The sequence below is a fragment of the Paenibacillus sp. FSL R7-0204 genome, from assembly GCF_038002225.1.
Lineage (GTDB): Bacteria > Bacillota > Bacilli > Paenibacillales > Paenibacillaceae > Paenibacillus_AQ.
The window spans coordinates 5,621,239-5,641,769 of the sequence record NZ_JBBOCA010000001.1 but is presented as its reverse complement, the minus strand read 5'-3'; the positions used below and the strand labels follow the sequence as shown (position 1 = coordinate 5,641,769).

Here is a 20,531-nt window from a genome sequence, read left to right as displayed (position 1 = left end):
TTTTTTTCACAATAAATTATGTTAAGATTACGTTAATTAACACTTGGAAATTGACGAACGGGGAGAGAGAAGTAGTGACTGACTTTACAGCGATTCGAGACCTGTTCCACATTACGGAACCGTGCGGATTCGATCATGAATCGTTAACCCCGTGGCTGGAACGCTACGGGCATATTCCGCAGGTGTTGCGGGCGTATTATAGGGAGCTTGGGGCCCACTCTGCATTGAACGCGACTCAGGATGTTCTGGTTCAGCCTCACAATTTTCCGCGTTATATGGAAGAAGACTATTGCATCTTTTATACCGAAAATCAGGAAGCCTGCGTCTGGGGAATCCGTGCAGCGGATATGAAGCTTGATAATCCTCCCGTTTATGTGCGCAGCGGAGAAGAATGGGAGCGCCTGCGTTCGACTGTCAAGGAATTTTTGCTGGCCATGGCCCATATGCAGGCAGTGCTGGCGATGGAGGATAGCAGCGAAGAATATTGGGAGATCGATGAGGCTGTTACGGAGCGGATTGAGCAGAATTTTCCATCCCGCCAAGCGGATTCAGATTTATACACGGGGGTTCGTTTTTTTGGCCGGCCGGGTGAATTGATTATGATTATGAACAACAACGGTGGCCATCTGCTAATGTTCGCGGCCGAAGACGAGGAACGCCTTGATGAATTGTACAACCTCTTTGAGCAGTGGACGGATCAATAGCTCCTTCCGCGTCAAAAGGGCCTGACCGCAGTCAGGCCCCGCTCAACATACATCAAACAGCTTTCATTCCATTTGAACTGGAACCAAGTTAAATTTGCAACTGTGGAGGAATCTGACTTCATAAAAGTAACATATACCGTATGGGGTTCCTACCGCTGTTCCGGCATTGATCGGGATATTCTTAACTGACCATTTCTGCCATCCATACTTGTTTTAGCTGTACTACTGAAGTCCACATTTTAAATGCTATAGCCTTCCGCTTCAAATTTCAATGTGTTAAATTTAGTCCGCTCCCTTAACCATACACCCGCACCTCAATAATCTCCGCATACTCACTGCCGTTGGTCTCGAGCACCACCACACGCAGGCGGCCTGTTCTCACAGCTTCGTGCAGCGTGTGTACCCGTTTGCGCTTGTGGTTGTCATGTTCCCCGGCAACTGCGGTCCATTTGCCTTCCTTGTAAGCTTCAATACGATACTCCTTAACGAGCGTTGGCAGGATTTCGTAAGGCGTAATATGATGATGCAGGTTGATCAGGTCCTCGTTCACATCGTCGTTGAAGGTAACGTGAACCTCGCACAGAGTTACCGGCTCGTTCCAGGCCAGCTCCAGCCATTCCGGCTGGCCGGAGTTCATCTTGTCAGAGGACCACAGATGCGGGCCTCCATAAGGACGAAGGTATCCGTCGATGACTTTATCCGCAGCGAAGGCGCTCGTTGTCCCGGACAGGCGAAGGCATGGGGCTTGGTGATCAAATTTCTTTTTGTCCCACTGCACTACGGGCTGTGCAGGCGGATTCTCGCCGAAATCCCGCGAGGCTGCGGGGGTCTCACTATGCCCGTAGGCGAGCATACCCGAAGCTGGCTCATCTGCCATATGCAGCGACAGTGCAGGATTGGCCTTCAAGATCAGGAACGCGTTGCGCGGTGACTCCGGCTTCCACTGAACCGGGAGCTTCACCCACTGGGCGGCTCCGGCCTGAGCGGGAGCGGATACAGACTGGATTAACGTATGGGGAATATAATTCTCGGGCCGACCGGTCTCCCATAGCTCTACTGTCAGCTCTGCGGCTTCAGCCGCATCGACTAGCAGTCCGATCCCATTAAGCTCAGGATCGGCCGGAATGGTGATGCCTATGTTAGTGGTGAGCGGGACGCTGAACGCAGATTGCTCCACAACGAACCGGCTCCGCTCGCTGGAAGCGCTGACCGTAGCCGCAAGTGCCAGATCGGCTTCATCCTCGTTGCGCAGCCCGAGGACAGAAGCATCCTGGCGCAGCATCGTCTGCTGCAGCTCGTTCAGGTGGGCCGCATGCAGTTCGCGCGGCGATATTCCCTTGGCGGCGCAGAGTGCCGCGCCGATACCGGCGGCCTCGCCGATGACCGCGCAGGTAGCCATGACGCGGGTCGTGCCGAACGCGACATGCGAGGCGCTGATGTCGCGGCCGGCCATCAGCAGATTATTGACGTTCACGGAATACAGTGAACGGAACGGGATGTGATAGCTGCCGTCCGAATACATATGCTTCGAGCCTGACTCTGTAGCGTACACTCCCTGCGGCGGATGCAGATCAATGGACCAGCCGCCGAACGCCACACGGTCCGGGAATTCGCGCTGGGCCAGGATATCGTTCTGATTCAGGACATAATCGCCAATGAACCGGCGGTACTCCCGCTTGCCCGGAGTGGAACCGACCCATTCCAGTGTCATGTTGTCAGCGTCGAATTTGCCGGAGTTCTTAATATAGTCCCAGATCCCGTAGATCACAGACCACAGCTCGTCGCGGATGGCCTCATTGTCGTGAACAGTGTCCTGTTCGCCGCCGAATTCGATCCACCAGTAGGCGCAGCCATTGTCTCCGCTGCGGATGATGCGGCGCTCGGCAATAGCGGTTTGTGTAATATCCTTTGCCATGGCTGGAGCAATATATTTGACCGGATGGCCTGCGTCCTTGGTATAGAAGAGCAGTGTGCTGCCGAGCGTAATATCATCTGCGATTAACGGTGCCCATTCCTCATTATATTCTTCGCGTGCTTCACGGCCCAGCCGGTACTCTGCCCCTGCCAGGAAGCCTGCCAGGCCATCTCCCGTACAGTCCAGAAAGACCGCGCTTTCAAAAGTAATTCTCCGCTCCGACCCCATCATCCACCCGGTCACGGACCGGATGCTCCGCTGGCCGCTGCCATCCTCGTAAGCATCGACCTCATGAACATCCGTGTTCAGAAACAGCTGAATGTTCGGTTCGGCCTTAACCGCTTCAAGCACAACCATATCCCAGAGATACGGATTGCCGTCTTTGTTGCGGTACTGGTTCTCCACAAACAGCTCACCCATGATTCCCGTCTCACGGGCATACCGGTGGATACCGTGCGAGGTTGCGCCGCATACCCATACCCGCACCTCACTGCTGGAGTTACCGCCGAGCACCGGACGGTTATTAATCAGCGCCACACGCTGGCCCAGCCGGGCTGCCGCAATCGCCGCGCATACCCCTGCCAGTCCGCCGCCTACCACAGTTACATCCGTGTTGACCGTTTCCCTGCGCATTGTTGAACCTCTCCTTTGGTGTGTGTTAATATATCCGTAGTTTCATGATAGGATAATCGTTAACCAAATGACATGCATATAATTTCTTGGGACATATACTTTATTTCATTGAATAATGCATCTAAGGAGAGTCAGACATGCGCATGAATTGGTCGGTTCGTCCGGCAGCCTACATCTATTGGGAGCAAAAAAAACAGTTCCTGCTGGAGCACGACACCTACCCTGTGTGGACCTTATTTGCGGTGGAGCAGGGAAAGTTCGCTTACCGCTTCGGAGACCACGAAGGAGAGGGCGGATTCGGGGACATCATTGCATGTCCGCCGGAGACAACCTTTTACCGCAGAACGGTTAGTCCGTTGACCTTTCATTTCATACAATTCGAATGGGAGGAAGAGGGGGGACCGGAGGACGCCGCAACGCTTGGAGGCAGATGGACTGTCAGGGATGTGGAACGTCTAAAATCTACATACCGCTATATGCAGAGTATCGGAAGAGGGATTCAGGAGGAGCCGGGGTATAGCCGGATGAAGCATATGCTGGAGGATCTATGGAGGCTGCTTGAAATCGAGCGCAGCAGTGCATCCGAGGAGGTGCGCTCTGGAGAGACAAGTCCGGGCCCGCTGATGCAACAGGCTAAGCAATGGCTGCTGGAGCACGCTTGTACACCTATGACCCTGCAGGAGCTGGCCGCTACCCTTGATATTACTCCAGTACAATTAACGCGGCGTTTCCGTGCCGCCTATGGGACGGCCCCTTCAGACTTCGTAACCGGACTCCGGCTCAGACGGGCCTGCCAGCTCTTGGAGGATTCCAGACTGCCCATTGAAGGGATCGCCCAGCAGTGCGGTTACGAGAACGGCTTCTACCTAAGCCGGGTGTTCACGGCGAAGCTGGGCTTAACGCCATCCCGGTACCGTAAGCTGCACCGCTTATAATTAATAACGATTAGCGCAGAAATTAAATTTTTGCCGCTCCAGAGACCTATTCGCTCTATGTAAGGAAGTAAGGCTGTATCGTTATAGTAGTATATGGGTATGTAGATGGAATAGGGAGGGGGGAATTACATGCTTAAGCACAGGTTTGGATTATTCTTGCTGGTCTCAGTATTCTTGTTGTTTGTTGCAGGCTGCGGATCTTCGAAATCGGATGTTATTGATCAGCTAGTGTCCAAGGAAGAGAATGTACTCCATATGCATATGTTCTCCAGTTCACGGGAATGGGATGACGAAGTAAATAAGGTACTGAATTCCGAGTCTGCACTCGTGGAGCATATCCCTCATGTAACTGTGCATACAGAGGAGAAGAAGCTGAAGTGGCTGGAGGTACTGGGCCTGGAAGCGAAACGGCCCGTAATTGTGATTTTTGATCATGAACAAATGGTCTATCACACAAGTGAGCCTGAACAGCTGAGAGAGTATGCTAAGACACTTGATTAAAATAATCTGATTCACTCATTTCAGCGGGCTACTACGAGAGTGAATTCTACACTTCCATAGTGCAGCGATAGTAAGGGATGTTATCAATCCCCTGCTGTCGCTGTTTCTGTTTGCAGGACAAAAAAGTATAAAAAACAAGAAAAAGAACATAGAAAGCGCAAGAAAATTAAACTTATACGAACTATAATTGGTTATGCTTACATATCGTTGATTGAATATTCGTACCTATCGCCCGTGTGAAGGAGGACTTCCGAATTTGAGAACATTCCGTAATCCGGTGCTGCCGGGCTTCTACCCTGATCCTTCGGCCATCCGCGTAGGTGAGGACTATTATCTGGTTACTTCAAGCTTTGAATTCTACCCCGGGGTTCCGATTTTCCACAGCAGGGATCTTGTCCACTGGCGCCAGCTGGGCCATGTGCTGGACCGTCCGTCCCAGCTCAATCTGGACGGTATTCTCCCGTCGAGGGGGATTTGGGCGCCGACCCTCCGGTATCATCAAGGTCTCTTTTATATGATCACAACGTTCGTAGATAATCACAAGGACCCGCATAATTTTTATGTCACATCCGCCGATCCGGCGGGAGACTGGTCAGATCCGGTCTGGCTGGAGGATGCGCCCGGCATTGATCCCTCCCTGTTCTTCGATAAGGACGGCAAGGTCTACTACAACGGTAACCGGGTGCCTCCCGGGGGCCAGGATTATCCTAAGCATATGGACATCTGGCTGCAGGAGATTGATCTGGCGCAGGGCAGGCTTACCGGCCCGAAGCATACTCTCTGGCAAGGTGCGTTGAAGACTGCACATGCCCAGGAAGGGCCGCATCTGTATTCCACCAGAGGATGGTATTATCTGCTGATTGCCGAGGGCGGCACCGGCCATACCCATGCGGTAACGGTTGCCAGAAGCCGGAACGTGACAGGGCCTTATGAGGGGCACCGGGCCAACCCGATCCTGACCCACCGCCATCTCGGCAGAGAGTACCCCATCGTGAATACGGGCCACGCGGAACTTGTCGAGACGCAGCATGGGGAGTGGTGGATGCTCTGCCTGGCCTCCCGGACCTGCGGGGGATATTACCGCAACCTGGGCCGGGAGACCTTCCTGACTCCGGTCAAGTGGGAGGACGAATGGCCGGTAGTCAATCCCGGCAAGGGCGTACTTGAGCTTGCGGGGCCAGCACCGGATTTGCCGGTGACGCAGTGGCCGCTGCTGCCGGTGCGTGATGATTTTGCTGACGGGGAGCTTAGCCCCGTCTGGAACTTCCTGCGCACGCCGCGCGGTGAATTCTGGAGCCTCAGCGAGCATCCGGGACATCTGCGGCTGCGGCTGAAGCCGGAGGTGCTTGCAGAGACCGGCAATCCGGCTTATATCGGAAGACGGCAGCAGCATCTCAGCTTCAGAGCCGCAGCGGAGATGCGCTTCCAGCCGGAGGCCGCAGGCGAGAGCGCCGGACTGGCGCTGCTCCAGAATGCGGACAACCACTTCCGCTATGAACGGGCGCTGGAGGATGGCAGGCAGCTGCTGAAGCTGACCGTGCGCAGCAGGGGAGCTGAGCAATTGCTGGCCTCTGCGCCGTATCCGCTGGATACCGTACAGCTTAAGGTGGAAGCCAGGGGGCAGGATTACAGCTTTTATTATAGAGCCGCAGATTCTGACGCCTGGACCGCACTGCATGAACGGGCTGAGGGCAGGGTGCTGAGCACGGATTGGGCCGGAGGCTTCACAGGGGCTTATATCGGAATGTATGCCAGTGCGGGTGGAGCGCAAAGCAGCAATGTTGCGGATTACGGCTGGTTCAGCTATGAAGAGCTTGAATAGATCTTGATTAGACAGAGATGGAGGAATACGATGAATAATAAATATGATTCCGAAGTTTATCCAATCCCGGAGCTGCCGCAGATTCCGCAGCGGACCTTCCGTATTACGGACTATGGGGCAGAAGCTGAAGTGCTGTTATGTACGTCTGCTATACAGGATACCCTGGATGCCTGCGCTGCTGCAGGAGGAGGAACGGTGATTATCCCGCCGGGAATCTGGCGCACCGGGCCGCTGACGCTGCATAGCCGGATCAATCTGTGTGCCGAGCGGGGGGCGCTGGTATGCTTTGAACCCGACTACAATCTGTACCCGCTGCTGTTCTCCCATTACGAAGGGACAGCCGGCTGGCGTTGCCAGGCTCCGCTGGACGGGGAGGATTTGAGCGATGTAGCCATAACCGGTGAAGGCATCTTCGATGGCAGCGGTGAGGCCTGGCGTCCAGTGAAGCGCTTCAAGCGGACGGAACTGGAGTGGAATAGCCTGCTTGCCTCCGGGGGGGCCGTGGATGAACAGGGCGAGATATGGTGGCCTTGCAAGGAAGCGCTTGCGGGAGAAGCTTATGTTCTGCAGCTGAAGGAGAAGGGCGAGACAGGAATGGAGGCCTATCTCCCTGCCCGTGCGTATCTGCGTCCTGCGCTGCTGAGCCTGCGGAATTGCCGGAGAGTGCTGCTGGAGGGGCCGACCTTTCAGAATTCTCCTGCCTGGTGTCTGCACCCCATGGGCTGTGAGCAGGTTACGATTAGACATATTCAGGTCCGTAATCCGTGGTTCTCCCAGAACGGGGACGGCCTGGATCTGGAGTCTTGTACACATGCGCTGGTGGAGCATTGCAGGTTCGATGTAGGCGACGATGCCATTTGTCTGAAATCGGGCAAGGATGAGGAAGGCCGCCGGGCAGGTAGAGCCTGCCGGTACATTACGATACGCCATTGTACGGTCTATCACGGTCATGGCGGGGTAGTCATCGGCAGTGAAATGTCGGGCGGTGTGCATGCAGTCCGGGTGAACGATTGCGTGTTCATGGGTACGGACATCGGGCTGCGCTTTAAGAGTACCCGGGGAAGAGGCGGCGTCGTGGAGGATATCCGGGTAGAAAATATACAGATGTCAGGCATCGTCCATGAAGCGGTATCCTTCCATCTGTTCTATGCCGGGGTGGAGGGGTCTGAGGGCTATGACGAGCAGGAGGTTCCGGTCACGGAGGAGACTCCGCAGTTCCGTAACATCACGCTGCGGAATATGGCCTGCCACGGGGCGGCAACTGCGCTGCTCGTGAACGGGTTGCCGGAAATGCCGCTTGCTGCGCTTACGGTGGAGAACTTCAGCGCCATAAGCAGGCGGGGCATCATCCTGCGCCATGCAGCAGGGCTGAAGCTGGACCGGATCAGGCTGCAGACGCAGGAGGAGCCGCAGGTACAGATGCATAAGTGCAGTGATGTTGAGCTTGTTCGTTCAGGGGAGCTGGCCATCACAGAGGTTTAAGTTAACAATAGATACGGGACGCAGCGCCGGATATTACCCTTTGGACTCCGGTGAAGGCTGTGCCCCCGCTTCCTTGCGGTACTGGAGCGGGGTCAGGCCGGTTGATTTCTTGAAGGTCTTATTGAAATGGGACAGATGCTCGAAGCCGACTGCCCCTGCAATCTCCTGAATTCTGGCGGGGGTGCCGGCCAGCAGGCGCTGGGCCTCTCGGACCCTGATATGGACGATATATTCCCGGAAATGAAAGCCGGTCAGGCGATGAAATACCCGGCTCAAATAAGAGGGACTGATGAAAAAGTCCTTGGCGGTCTCTTCCAGCGTAAGCGCTTCCCGGTAATGGGCGCGGATATAGGTGGCGACATCGGTTACCAGATGGTGCAGCGGATGGCGGGTGCCGCCAGCCTGGGCCGTACTCTCCGAACGCTGGAGCAGGATCATCAGCTCGGTCAATAGAGCAGTAACACAGGTTTCGTAGAAGGGCCGCCGGATACGGGATTCCTCCAGCATGCGGTTCAGCAGGGACTCCGCTTCATTCTGCTCGCGCAGGGTCAGCCGGAACAAGCGGTAGCGGCTGCTCTGGAACCACTGCTGCTCGTCTCTCAGCACCGGGGGCAGCAGCAGCGGGTCATAATTGATCAGAATCCGCTCGAATTCGGCTTTCTCGGAGCTTGCCGTGGAATGGAGCTCGCGGCCGGGAATCAGAATCAGCTCGCCTTTGTGAACCGTAACCACCCGGTCGTCCACAAAATATACCCGCTCCCCGTCCGTCAGGTAATACAGCTCAGTCCATTCATGGCTGTGGGGGCGCGGCATCGCAGTGATGCCTTTGCGCTTCATATGCTGGATGCTGAAGCGTCCGTCTTCAAGATGATATTTGGGATTAGGGCCAGATACGCTGTTCATACATCTCCTCTTCTCCTGGAAGCTGTTAGAGTTATTATAGAATACATTCAGGTTGCTGTGAAAGGAGCCGTCCATGTTAATTATAGTCTCGAAGAATGCCGGAGAAGGATACAGCAGTCTGCAGGAGGCGCTGGATTCCATTCCTCAGGGGGAAATGCAAGCAGTAACCATACGGATTAAGCCCGGGATCTATGAGGAAAAGGTTACGATTGCCCGCGAAGCCCCGCCCATCCTCCTGCTGGGAGAGGATCAGCATTCCACCATTATCTCGTGGAATGATAATGCCCATACGCTCGGCGCAGACGGTGAGCCGCTGCGCACCTTCCGCACTGGTACACTTAACGTGTTTGCAGAAGACTTCACTGCCGAGAATCTGACCATCCGCAACACTTCCGGCCCGGGAACAGGACAAGCGGTCGCGGCGTTCGTCGATGCCGGGCAGGCTGTGTTCCGGCGTGTACGTCTGTTAGGTGACCAGGATACCCTGTATACCGGGCCGGGGCGGCAATATTATGATGATTGCTACATTGAGGGGGATGTGGATTATATTTTCGGTCCGGCCACCGCGTTGTTTGACCGCTGCCATCTCCATAACAAGCGTTCCAGAGGGTATATCACAGCGGCTTCAACGCCGGAGGGAGCCGCCTTCGGTTATGTGTTCCTGGACTGCCGGATTACCGGCGGCGAAGGGGTAAGTGAGTGCTATCTCGGACGCCCTTGGCGCCCTTACGCGCATGTCGCCTTCATCCGCACGGTGATGGACGGTTCGGTGACCGGCGAAGGCTGGCATAACTGGGGGCAGCCGGACCGGGAGCAGACCAGCCGCTATGAAGAGTATGGCAGCAGCGGCCCCGGTGCTTGCCCGGAGGGCCGGGTAGCGTGGTCACGCCAGTTAACTGCGGAGGAAGCCGCACAGTACCGGATTCTGTCTGTGCTGGACGGTTGGCATCCCGAGGGTTATTAATCGCTTGGACTATGGTATACGCGAACCCAGAAATTCAGGATTGGAGGATTACCCTGATGGAATCACTTGAACAATATATCAATCAACTGACGGCTTCTGCACCGCGCAGCTCTGCCTTCAGAGCAGACCTTTCATTTGAACAATGGCGGGCATCCCTTAGCGCCAGGTTTATAGAGCGGCTGGGCGGATTTCCCGCTAGGAGGGCGGCGCTTGAACCGGTACAGCTGGAGCGGACGGTCTGCAGCGGATATATTCGCGAACGTATCGAGATTACCACCTATGAAGGACTTAGAATGGCCCTGTATCTCCTGATCCCGGAGGAGCCGGCAGGCTCTCCCTGTCCGGCTGTGCTGGCTATTCACGGGCATGGCTACGGCAGCCGCGAGATTACCGGCTTGAATCCGGACGGGTCGGAGCGGACGGGGGACCCGGGACTGCATAAGGATTTTGCCGTCTCTCTGGTGAAGCAGGGCTTCGTCGTTGCGGCTCCCGAGGTACTCGGATTCGGAGACAGGCGTCTGGCTGAGGACCTCGCCAGCGGCGAGCCTGGACGTAATTCCTGCTTCCGCCTGTCCTCGGCACTGCTGATGGCAGGGCAGACGATGGCAGGCTGCCGTATTTATGAGACGATGCGGGCGCTGGATTATCTGCAGGAGCGGGAAGAGGTTGACGGGGAACGGATCGGCATTATGGGCATCTCCGGCGGCGGGCTGGTGGCGGGCTTCACGGCTGCACTGGATGAACGGATCAGCAGTGCGGTGGTCAGCGGCTACGCCAATACGTTCCAAGACAGCATTCTCACGCGGAATCATTGTCTGGACAATTACATTCCGGGCATTCTGCTGGAAGCGGAGATGCCGGATCTGCTGGGCCTGATGGCTCCGCGGGGGCTATTCCTGGAGGCGGGGGATGAGGACCATTTGTTTGGTCCCGCCGCCGCGAGGCAGGCTCTGGACCGGCTGGAGCAAATCTATGCCGCAGAGGGCCATGGCGGGCAGCTTGCGGCGGATTTTTTCACTGGGGGCCATGAGATTCATGGGGAACCGGCGTATGCCTGGCTGCTTAAGCAGCTTGCCGGTCCGCAGAATTAGGGTAACAAGCGAACACAAACGACAGGAGGAATAGAGATGTCTATACCAGAAGCAGTAAGCACAGGCTTATCCCGCAGAATTGCGGATACATTCATCGGTCAATGCAATGAACAAGGAGAGCACGAATATGTAATGGAGCGCTGGGCGTATGTCCCTGGCATGCTGCTGATGTCAGTGGCCCGGGCCGGGATACAGCATAACGAGCCTGAGTACCTCTCGTTCATGCAGCGGCATATGGACAGCTTCATCGGGGAGGACGGAAGCATCCGCTCTTATTCGCTGGAGGAATATAACCTGGATCAGATCAATCAGGGCAAGAATCTGTTCTGGCTGTACCGTCAGACGGGTGAGCAGCGCTACGCGGAAGCCGCCCATCTGCTGGCAGCGCAGCTCATCGGACAGCCCCGGACCTCTGAAGGCGGCTTCTGGCATAAGAAAATATATCCGTTCCAGATGTGGCTGGACGGATTATATATGGCTTCGCCGTTCCTGGCCGAATACGGGGCGGTCTTCGGGCGTCCGGAGCTGATCGATGAAGCCGCCCGTCAGCTGCTGCTTATTGAGCGCAGAACCCGTGATCCGCGTACCGGCCTGTTCTATCACGGCTGGGATGAATCCGGGGAGCAGGAGTGGGCGGACTCGTCCACTGGATTGTCCGCTCATTTCTGGAGCCGGGCGATGGGCTGGTACGCGATGGCCGCCGTGGACTGCCTGGAGCATTTCCCGCTGACCCATCCGCAGCGGGGAACGGTGATGGGAATTTTTCAGCGGATGTGCGGTGCGCTGGTTGAGGTGCAGGATAAGGAGAGCGGCCTCTGGTATCAGGTGCTGGATCAGGCGGGACGTAAGGGCAACTACCTTGAAGCGACAGGCTCCTGCATGTTCGTCTATGCGATGGCCAAAGCCCTGCGGCTGCGCTATCTGGAGCCTTCCTTCAAGGCAGCGATGCTAAGCGGCTACGAGGGAATCCTTAAGCATCTGGTGACCGAAGATGAACAAGGCGTTCATCTGCACCAGATCTGTCACGGAGCAGGGCTCAGCAAGGACCGCAACGGCTCCTACGATTACTACATTTCCGAAGCGGTTGTATCAGATGTACCTATGGGGGTAGCACCGCTGCTGCTGGCTTCTCTTGAAGTGGAGAGGTATGTTGCCGGGCAATAGACAGCCAACGGAATAAGGGTCATCGTAGCTGGGATTTTGCCGGACGGGCAACCGGTTCCCGGGCCGCATTTTATGATAATATAAAGTGTTGTTACATCTATCAAAGATATGCGGAGGACACAGGCTAATGGATCGGGAATTACAGAGAATCGTTAAGTGGATCAGCGGTCAGACTGCGAGGGTCATCATTGGGATTTCAGGTCACGGAGCATCGGGCAAAACCACATTTGCCGGTCATCTGATCAGCCTGCTCGGGCAGGATAATGTGAATCTATTGAATACGGACCCTTATATTATCGGTTCTAGTCTCAGGAAGTACGCGATGATTGACTATGAATATAACAATGAACATCACCGTGACAAAATGACTGCCTGTCACCCTGCCGCCCATCACACAGACGCTCTGGAGAGAGACATACGTATGCTGAGGGATGGCCTCGACTTGTATACGATGGATACTCACTACACCAAGAGTACGCTGTTATCTTCGCGCAACAAGATTAATATTGTCGAAGGCATGAGTGTTGCTTTTACCGATCCGGGGCTGTATGACCTCAAAGTATACCTGCACACGGATGGGGAGACCGAGCTGAGGCGCAGGGGAATCCGGGATGTGGCTGAGCGGGGCACGGATATCGGATACTTAATGAAGTCCCATGAACAGCGCAGAATTCAGTATGAATTATTCATGCATCCGTATCATGAGAGGTTCGATATTGTGATCAGGAATCAAGATTAAGCATCGTTTATATTCAAAAGAATGATAAAAACTACGGCTCCATCTATCCAGATTTCAGAGGACAGACAGGGCCGCAGTTTTATGATTTAGGGACCGCAACTGATGCTGCATATTTCTCTATCTGCTTCTTATGATGCTTGTCGTGGGAAATGAAATCTCTCAGATACCTGCGGATGCTGAATTTCTTGCCGTCCCCATCGGGATGATTCTGTTCAAGCGCTGCATCGCTTAATGAGGCGGCAAGCACGGTAATCTGGGTCCGGTGCTGGACGAATTGCCGGAGGGCTTCCTGCCGGGTCACTGTCTTGGCATATAGAACTGCATTGGCATTGAATGCATTGAAGTCCAGATGCGCGGCTGTCAGCGGCAGGCCTTCTTGGATTTTGACCAGAGCCTCCTCATAAAAGTATTTGTCCCACAGCATGATGTGGCAAAGGACATCCTGCAGGGACCATTTTCCGGCCTCCAGCGGAGCCTCCCAGGCTGCATCTTCCATGCTGTCCAGCGATTGAATATAGGGGATGAAGGATTCGAATTCAAGAATGAGCTGCTTGTTGGTTTTGGCTGCCATGATCATACCACCTTGTCTGTCAGATTGAATAAGAGATCATATCATTCATTATAATAGGAGTAACTGGACGACAGCCTGTCAGGTTCATAGAATCCATAGACTGGATAAGCTTGTGGAACTCCAACCCAAAAAAATCTAACGGACTGGAGAGACCTTATCCCCACCCCAATGCCACCTTTTGCAGCGTAACGGACTCAGGCGACCTTATCGTCTCTCTCCGAGATTTTTTGGAGCCGAAGTGAAGGGGATAAGGCCTGTGGGGTCCGTTAAGCGCCCCAATGATGACTTTTTTCCCGAATAAGAGCGCCTCAGTCCGTTAAGCCGGGCCAAACGCCCCTGAAGAACAACCCCGCTTCGAAAAGAGGTCATTTGAAGGGGAATTGGTTCTGATCCACTATTTTAAATCTTATGAGGTACTAATTAGAAAATAAAATCCGAAAATATACCAATCATTTACGGGAATCATGCTATAATTTTAACGGATTAATAGGGCTTAAGGATTAAATAAAGCAAGGAAATTTATAATTTGTATGCTTTTATAACTACATAGTCGGGGGAATCAGTTTGTTTATCAAAAGAAGTGTAAGAAAAAAAGTTATCGCAGGGGCACTTGCTGTATGTCTTTCCATCCTGCCGGCTGTCTCAGCTTTTGCGGACAATGTATCCGATCTTGGTGGAAACTGGGCGAAGAATCAAATCAGTAAATGGATGAATCAAGGTCTGATCTCCGGCTACCCTGATGGTGAATTTAAGCCGAATAACCTGGTGACTCGGGCGGAATTAACGGTTTTGATTAATAGGGCTTTTGGATTCACTGAAACGAAAAAAGCTAATTTTAGCGATATCTCCAGCAGTAAATGGTATTATTCAAGTATTTTGCAGGCTAATGCAGCAGGTTACATTCAAGGCTACGAGGATGGGACCTTTAAGCCTGATCAGAAAATCAACCGTCAGGAACTGGCTGTTATCATCAGCAAGTTGCTCAAGCTGACAGCGTCGGCTGCGGCTCCTGAGTTCGTTGATATGGCTAAGAGTGCAGATTGGAGCAAAGGTGCTATCGGGGCTGTAAGCGAGCAAGGTATCATGACGAGTTCCGGTGATGGGAACTTTCGGCCCCTCGCATATGCAACCCGGGCAGAGACAGTAGTCATTTTGGATAGGGCTTTATCCTTACTAAATGCAGCCGGTGAGTATGTAATCATTTATGAAACGCCAGGTACCTATGGTCCGCTGTCAGGAATTTCAGAAGTTGACAGTGATGTAGTGATCAACGTGCCAGGTATCACACTCCGTAATATGAATATCACTGGAGATCTGCTGCTGGGTGAAGGCATAGCTGAAGGTGATGTGCGGCTCCAGAATGTAACAGTAAGGGGCAATACCGCAATTGAAGGCGGAGGGCCTAACAGTATTCATCTTGCGGATTCCACACTGGGTTCTGTGCGTGTTGACAAGGAAGAGGGCGGTGTAAGAGTAGTTGCTGAAGGAAAGACCCAAATCCATAACCTTCAGATTCAGTCCGCTGCTGCCGTTGAATCCCTCACTGGTGCTGAGATTAGTACACTTACGTTATCACCTGAAATACCAGCCGATGCCCGCATTCTGTTGACCGGCAGCTTCAAGGCTGTAAATATTCTTGCATCACGCCTTAACATTGAAATCAGCGGGGGCACTATCGAGACAGTCAATGTTGATAAAACAGCGGGCAGTAATAAATTGGCTAATAGCAGCAATATCAAATCCATGACAATGAACGCCGGTATACAAATATCAGGCAAAGGCAATATCGCTAATGCGGTAGTCAACGCTTCGGGCATTACAATAGAGAATGCTCCAGGTAAACTTACGATCGGCACTGATGTTCCGGCAGATGTGAAAGTGAATATAGCTGGTTCTGATAAAATGGTAGCTGCGTCTTCTGCGATTCCTACAGCGGCCATGTTAGTTGGCGGCGGAGGGGGAGGGACTGGTGGAGGCGGCAGTACGGCTGAAACACCGGCGCCAACAGCAACACCAACGCCAGTACCAACGGAGGAACCGACACCAGTACCAACCCCAGTACCAACGGAGGAACCGACACCAGTACCAACACCAGTACCGACGGAGGAACCAACACCAGTACCAACGCCAGTACCGACGGAGGAACCAACAGCGGCACCAACGGCAACACCAACAGCGCAGCCAACGGCGGTAACTTCACCGTCACCATCGCCGTTAGCGACACCAACAGCGTTGACGTCACCGTCACCGTCCCCATCCTCGTGGCCGGAAGTAACACCGACGCCCACACCTTGGTCAACGGCAACGGCAGCTCCAACACCGCCTAATATTAATCTTAGTCTTATAAAAGGGGTCATTGAGCATGCAGACGGGAAGGTTGTAGATACAGGCACTATATACGTAGAACGGGATAACGATCATACGATTTACATCGCTGGAGTGATGAACGGGCAATTCTTGATGAATTTGCCGGATGGGACGTACAGAATTTACTCCATGCGCTCCACAACTACACAAGAGAATATTTCACTCTACTATATGTTTTACGTTATGAATGGCAAGGCAGATAGAGAGGTGCATATTCTCATTCCTGAGCAGCAGGCAGGTACGATTCAGTATTCGGACGGGACTGCATTTGAGAATGGAGAAATTTTTGTACAGCGCCTGGACAGTGGGCCGCTTGGCTGGTATAGTGCCGAAATCCAAGCAGGCAGGTTCAACTTTAATTTGCCGGACGGTCATTATAACGTAGAAATGTTAATCTATGGCGAAACTAACAATCAATTAAGAATTAATTATTTATTTGAGGTCATTAACGGGAAGAGCGATCTGGATATAAAATTGCCTCCAAAAATTGAAGGAAACATTAGCTTCGTGGATGGCTCCCCGATTGGCGACGGATGGCTGGAAATTAGAGAAATGAATGCTCAGAATTTCGGGATTTATACGGTCCCTGTGGTTGCAGGTAAGTTTGATCTTTATTTACCGGATGGAGATTATAACATACTGATGTTTAACACTGAGAATTCAAACAGTATACCCTTGCGTACACAGATAAAGATTGTTAATGGTGAACCTGCCGCCGGACCCATTAATATCAAGGTACCTTTAGCAATATCAGGCAAGATATATAATGAGGATGGAACTCCACATGCTAATGGAGTGCTAATGATTACTGAGGCCGGTACGGATTCTCCGCTTTCCTATGCAGCAACAGTTACTAATGGCAATTTTGATTTTTATCTGCCGGATGGGGAATACGATGTGTATTTCTATTGGGATGCTGAGCATCAGAAGAGAATCGATATAAATCGTAAATTTAAAGTTAAAGAGGGCCTGCTTGTTGATCCCCTGGATATTACTTTGGCTAAGGAATAATAACCGAATACAGCAGACTATCAGAAATACAAAGCAGCGCTTCTCCCGTACTTGGAGAGCCGCTGCTTTGTTGCAGATTATATAATCCGCAAGCGATATCAAATAGAAATACAGGAGGTTCATTATGCAACAGAGGGTGCTGCTGATCGAGGATGATGAAGCGATCAGCGAAATGGTCCATTCTTATCTGACCAAAGAGGGCTATGAGGTGGAGATCGCATATGACGGGGACGTGGCGGTGAGCAAGTTCATGGGCGGCCATGCTTACGATCTGGTGCTGCTGGATCTGATGCTGCCGAAGCGCAGCGGCACGGATGTGCTGCAGATTATCCGCAGCGGCAGCCTTGTGCCGGTGCTGATTATGTCGGCAAAGGACAGCGATGTGGATAAGGCGCTGGGGCTGGGCTTCGGCGCGGATGATTATATTACCAAGCCGTTCTCGATGATTGAGCTGGCAGCCCGGGTGAAGGCCGCGATCCGCCGGGCGGGGTATGCTGCATCTGGAAGCCAGGCTGCTGCCGGAAGCGGGGTGCAGGATGGCGGAGAGACACAGCCGGAGAAGCCGAAGGGAATCGAGCTGCGCGGACTGAGCGTGGATCTGGATAATTTCTCGGTGCGGAAGAACGGGCAAGAGCTGAAGCTGACCGCCAAGGAGTTCCACATTCTGAAGCTGTTCGTGAGCAGTCCGGGCCGGGTATTCACCAAGGCGCAGATCTACAGCCAAGTCTGGGAAGAGGATTATTATGGCGATGAGAATGTAATTAATGTACATATGCGCAGATTGCGCGAGAAAATCGAGGATGATCCCTCCCGTCCAGAGTATATCAAGACGCTGTGGGGGATCGGCTACAAGTTGGGGGATGTGCTGCTGTGATCATTCTGTTGCTGGTTCTGCTTGTACTGCTGCTTGTGGTCACTACGCTGCAGTTACTGAAATCACGGCAGCATGCCCGCCAGTTGGACTACATTCACTATAAGCTGGAGAGCATCATAGAAGGCGGATCGCATGAGCGGCTGCTGCTGATGAGCAGCAGTCCGCAGGTGCAGCAGCTGCTGACCGATCTGAACCGTCTGCTGGATGTTAACCATCAGGGAGCGGCTCAGCGGAGCAAGCTGGAGCAATCCATGCGCGGAATGCTGGCGAATGTGTCGCATGATCTGAAGACGCCTCTGACGGTAGTACTGGGCTATATTGAGACGCTGCTGCACGATAGGGCGGTATCCAAGGAAGAGCAGGAACGGATGCTGCGGACGATTCATACCAAGGCCGGAGAGGTCATCGAGCTGATGAACCGGTTCTTCGATCTGGCGAAGCTGGAGTCGGGGGACCGGGACATCCCGCTCTCGCGGGTGGAGCTGGGCGAGGTCTGCCGCCGGAATATTCTGGCCTTCTATGATCTGCTTAGTGAGAGCGGCACGGATGTGCAGATCGAGATCCCGGAAGAGCCGCTTCATATCATGGGCAACGATGAGGCGCTGGACCGGATTCTGACGAACCTGCTCTCCAATGCGATTACCTACGGTAATGCAGGGGGAGTGCTGGGGCTGAAGCTGTACCCGGACGCCGGACGGGTCTGCATAGAAGTGTGGGACCGGGGCAAGGGCATCGCCGAAGGCCACGAGGATAAGGTGTTCGAGCGGCTGTACACCCTGGAGGATTCGCGCAACCGCGATTATCAGGGCAGCGGCCTGGGGCTGACGATTACGAAGCGGCTGACCGAGCAGATGAACGGCACCATTTCCCTGAGCAGCCAGCCAAATGTGCGTACGGCATTTACGCTCTCTTTTCCCAGACAGTCCTTCTGAAGCTTCTTAAGAATTAAGTAAGATTTCAGTAAGAAAAAAGCAAATTCCGCCCTGTAGAATAAATACCAGGAAGAACAAGACGAGGCTAAAGGGGATAACGGAAAATGACAACGATACTCCGGACATGGGATCTGACCAAGGTCTATGAGGATAAGGAAATTGTGCGCAATGTGAATATGGAGATTAAGCAGGGTGAAATTTACGGATTCCTGGGACCGAACGGCGCCGGCAAAACAACGGTAATGAAAATGATCACGAATCTGGTGAAGCCGACGGCTGGCGAGATTGAATTTGCCGGGGAGAAGATGACCCACCGCTCTTACGACATGCTGAAGCGCATGGGCAGCATTATTGAATACCCGGTGTTCTACGACAAGCTGAGTGCCCGTGAGAACTTGGCGCTGCATGGGGAGTATATGGGCTTTTATGATGCCAACGCGATAGAGGAAGCGCTCGAATTGGTGAAGATGAGAGCGGTGGACAGCAAACCGGTTAAGAATTTCTCCCTCGGGATGAAGCAGCGATTAGGAATTGCCAGAGCGGTCATGACCAAGCCGGAACTGCTGATCCTCGATGAACCGATTAATGGGCTGGACCCGCTTGGAATCAAGGAACTGCGCGAGGTGTTCCGTATGCTGAGCCGTGATTATGGCATGACCCTGCTGATCTCCAGCCACATTCTGGGTGAAATCGAACAGATTGCCGACACGATCGGCGTAATCCGTGAAGGAGTGCTGGTGGAGCAGGTGGCAATGGATTCGATCCGGAGCCAGCAAACCCAGTATATCGAGCTGGTGACCAGCGAGTGCACGAAGGCCGTCTTCGTCCTGGAGGGGAAGCTGGGTCTCCGCAATTACAAGGTGCTTGACCCGCGGACCATTCGTGTCTATGAAGACATCCCGCAGCTAGAGCTGAGCCGGGCCCTGTCCGCAGCAGAGGTGGAGCTGGAGAGTATGAGCAAGAAGCATCATTCGCTGGAGGATCATTTTGTGGAACTGATGGGGGGCGTCAACCATGTTTAAGTTAATCCGGCTGGAGCTGCGCAAGAGTAAATTCACTTTTCTTAAGGGTGTGCTGATTGCAAATTTGGCCATTCTGGGCTTCATGATTCTCATTGCTTTTACGGGTATGGATGAAGGAGACTTCGGGACGTATGGCGATTTGTTTCAAGGGGTATCTGTTTTTGTAAAAGCAATCTATATCATCTTCGCCTCTGTACTGATCAGCAAGCTGGTCATCGACGAATATAAGAATAATACAATCACAGTGCTGTTCATGTATCCGGTACCGCGTAAAATGCTCATGGCGGCCAAACTGATTATTGTCTTTCTGTTCACCTTCTTTACTATTTGGCTGTCTAATATAGTGATCAGCGGTATTCTTGCAGGTATTGGATATTTCCTGCCTGACCTCATTGAGGGAACGCTGACGATGGATCTGGTCATGACCTACTCTATGCAAGCGGGAATGGATGCGCTCTACGCGGCCGGTATCGGACTGATTCCGTTATACTTCGGGATGCGCCGCAAATCGGTGCCGGCTACGATTGTCTCCGCCGTCCTGATCGTGATGCTGATCTCCTCCGGCTTCGGGAACGGAAGCTTCCGCATGGGTGACCTGCTCGGGATCTCGGTTAGCCTGGCCCTGGCCGGGGTGGCGGTTGCCTACTTCTCGATCCGCAATATCGAGCATCAGGATGTAAGCTGACATCGCCGGAATTCAAGCCTGTCCTCTCATAGAAATGCAGTGAACAGTGCTGTCCTTCTACAGGACTTGCACTGTTTCTGTCGTTGTACAGTCTGCCCCGGTGCCATGTTTTTCTGGCGACCGCTAACGTTTTTTTTGCTATAATAGGAACTAATTCAGAGAATTCTACATAATCAGAGCGTTTCTGCAGTCTTCGGACGCTAACGATAGCAGGGT

At 53.3% G+C, this 20,531-nt stretch carries 17 protein-coding genes; 14 read left to right on the top strand and 3 right to left on the bottom strand.

The features are described from left to right. The first annotated feature begins 74 nt into the window (after nucleotides 1-74). Nucleotides 75-704, top strand: coding sequence for a hypothetical protein (locus MKX42_RS24715; protein ID WP_340755368.1), 630 nt, complete (start codon nucleotides 75-77; stop codon nucleotides 702-704). Between the two features lie 295 nt (nucleotides 705-999). Here the strand turns inward: MKX42_RS24715 and MKX42_RS24710 are convergent, their stop codons facing one another. Further along, nucleotides 1,000-3,252: an FAD-dependent oxidoreductase gene (locus MKX42_RS24710; RefSeq protein WP_340755367.1), complete on the bottom strand. Its 2,253-nt coding sequence runs from the start codon at nucleotides 3,250-3,252 to the stop codon at nucleotides 1,000-1,002. Nucleotides 3,253-3,389: 137 nt separating this feature from the next. Here MKX42_RS24710 and MKX42_RS24705 point away from each other — a divergent pair, with 137 nt between their 5' ends. From MKX42_RS24705 to MKX42_RS24690, 4 genes are all read left to right on the top strand, one after another. Then, on the top strand, nucleotides 3,390-4,187 hold the full coding sequence (locus MKX42_RS24705) for an AraC family transcriptional regulator (RefSeq protein WP_340755365.1): 798 nt from the start codon (nucleotides 3,390-3,392) through the stop codon (nucleotides 4,185-4,187). 129 nt (nucleotides 4,188-4,316) lie between these two features. Next, complete coding sequence (locus MKX42_RS24700) at nucleotides 4,317-4,688, top strand: hypothetical protein (protein WP_340755363.1); 372 nt, start codon at nucleotides 4,317-4,319, stop codon at nucleotides 4,686-4,688. A 256-nt stretch (nucleotides 4,689-4,944) separates the two neighbouring features. After that, nucleotides 4,945-6,510 carry a glycoside hydrolase family 43 protein gene (locus tag MKX42_RS24695; protein ID WP_340755361.1) on the top strand — a complete coding sequence of 522 codons (1,566 nt, stop codon included), beginning with the start codon at nucleotides 4,945-4,947 and terminating at the stop codon, nucleotides 6,508-6,510. A 30-nt stretch (nucleotides 6,511-6,540) separates the two neighbouring features. Then, a complete protein-coding gene (locus MKX42_RS24690; RefSeq protein ID WP_340755359.1) occupies nucleotides 6,541-7,992 on the top strand; it encodes a glycoside hydrolase family 28 protein in 1,452 nt (483 codons plus the stop codon). Between the two features lie 33 nt (nucleotides 7,993-8,025). Here the strand turns inward: MKX42_RS24690 and MKX42_RS24685 are convergent, their stop codons facing one another. Further along, on the bottom strand, nucleotides 8,026-8,895 hold the full coding sequence (locus tag MKX42_RS24685) for a helix-turn-helix domain-containing protein (RefSeq protein WP_340755357.1): 870 nt from the start codon (nucleotides 8,893-8,895) through the stop codon (nucleotides 8,026-8,028). A gap of 73 nt (nucleotides 8,896-8,968) precedes the next feature. On the opposite strand from MKX42_RS24685, the gene MKX42_RS24680 reads away from it, so the two are divergent. The 4 genes from MKX42_RS24680 to MKX42_RS24665 all read left to right on the top strand — a co-directional run bounded on the left by MKX42_RS24680 (nucleotide 8,969) and on the right by MKX42_RS24665 (nucleotide 12,853). After that, complete coding sequence (locus tag MKX42_RS24680; RefSeq protein WP_340755355.1) at nucleotides 8,969-9,859, top strand: pectinesterase family protein; 891 nt, start codon at nucleotides 8,969-8,971, stop codon at nucleotides 9,857-9,859. A gap of 56 nt (nucleotides 9,860-9,915) precedes the next feature. After that, nucleotides 9,916-10,950, top strand: a complete 1,035-nt coding sequence (locus MKX42_RS24675) for a dienelactone hydrolase family protein (protein WP_340755353.1) — start codon at nucleotides 9,916-9,918, stop codon at nucleotides 10,948-10,950. A 36-nt stretch (nucleotides 10,951-10,986) separates the two neighbouring features. Further along, nucleotides 10,987-12,114, top strand: coding sequence for a glycoside hydrolase family 88/105 protein (locus MKX42_RS24670; protein ID WP_340755351.1), 1,128 nt, complete (start codon nucleotides 10,987-10,989; stop codon nucleotides 12,112-12,114). Between the two features lie 127 nt (nucleotides 12,115-12,241). Further along, entirely contained in the window at nucleotides 12,242-12,853 is a 612-nt protein-coding gene (locus MKX42_RS24665) for a uridine kinase family protein (RefSeq protein WP_340755349.1), read from the top strand. 79 nt (nucleotides 12,854-12,932) lie between these two features. Here MKX42_RS24665 and MKX42_RS24660 read toward each other — a convergent pair whose 3' ends face one another. Then, nucleotides 12,933-13,424 (bottom strand): DinB family protein, encoded by a 492-nt coding sequence (locus MKX42_RS24660; RefSeq protein ID WP_340755347.1) that lies wholly within the window; start codon nucleotides 13,422-13,424, stop codon nucleotides 12,933-12,935. Between the two features lie 564 nt (nucleotides 13,425-13,988). Here MKX42_RS24660 and MKX42_RS24655 point away from each other — a divergent pair. The 5 genes from MKX42_RS24655 to MKX42_RS24635 all read left to right on the top strand — a co-directional run bounded on the left by MKX42_RS24655 (nucleotide 13,989) and on the right by MKX42_RS24635 (nucleotide 20,315). Further along, nucleotides 13,989-16,802 carry an S-layer homology domain-containing protein gene (locus MKX42_RS24655; RefSeq protein WP_340755345.1) on the top strand — a complete coding sequence of 938 codons (2,814 nt, stop codon included), beginning with the start codon at nucleotides 13,989-13,991 and terminating at the stop codon, nucleotides 16,800-16,802. Between the two features lie 124 nt (nucleotides 16,803-16,926). Next, on the top strand, nucleotides 16,927-17,676 hold the full coding sequence (locus tag MKX42_RS24650; protein WP_340755343.1) for a response regulator transcription factor: 750 nt from the start codon (nucleotides 16,927-16,929) through the stop codon (nucleotides 17,674-17,676). Beyond that, on the top strand, nucleotides 17,673-18,608 hold the full coding sequence (locus MKX42_RS24645; RefSeq protein ID WP_340755341.1) for a sensor histidine kinase: 936 nt from the start codon (nucleotides 17,673-17,675) through the stop codon (nucleotides 18,606-18,608). Before MKX42_RS24650 ends, MKX42_RS24645 begins: the two co-directional genes overlap by 4 nt. Before the next feature lie 104 nt (nucleotides 18,609-18,712). Continuing rightward, nucleotides 18,713-19,630, top strand: a complete 918-nt coding sequence (locus MKX42_RS24640) for an ABC transporter ATP-binding protein (protein ID WP_340755340.1) — start codon at nucleotides 18,713-18,715, stop codon at nucleotides 19,628-19,630. After that, nucleotides 19,623-20,315 carry an ABC transporter permease gene (locus MKX42_RS24635; protein WP_340755339.1) on the top strand — a complete coding sequence of 231 codons (693 nt, stop codon included), beginning with the start codon at nucleotides 19,623-19,625 and terminating at the stop codon, nucleotides 20,313-20,315. The genes MKX42_RS24640 and MKX42_RS24635 overlap by 8 nt, the downstream gene beginning before the upstream one ends. Nucleotides 20,316-20,531: the final 216 nt, after the last annotated feature.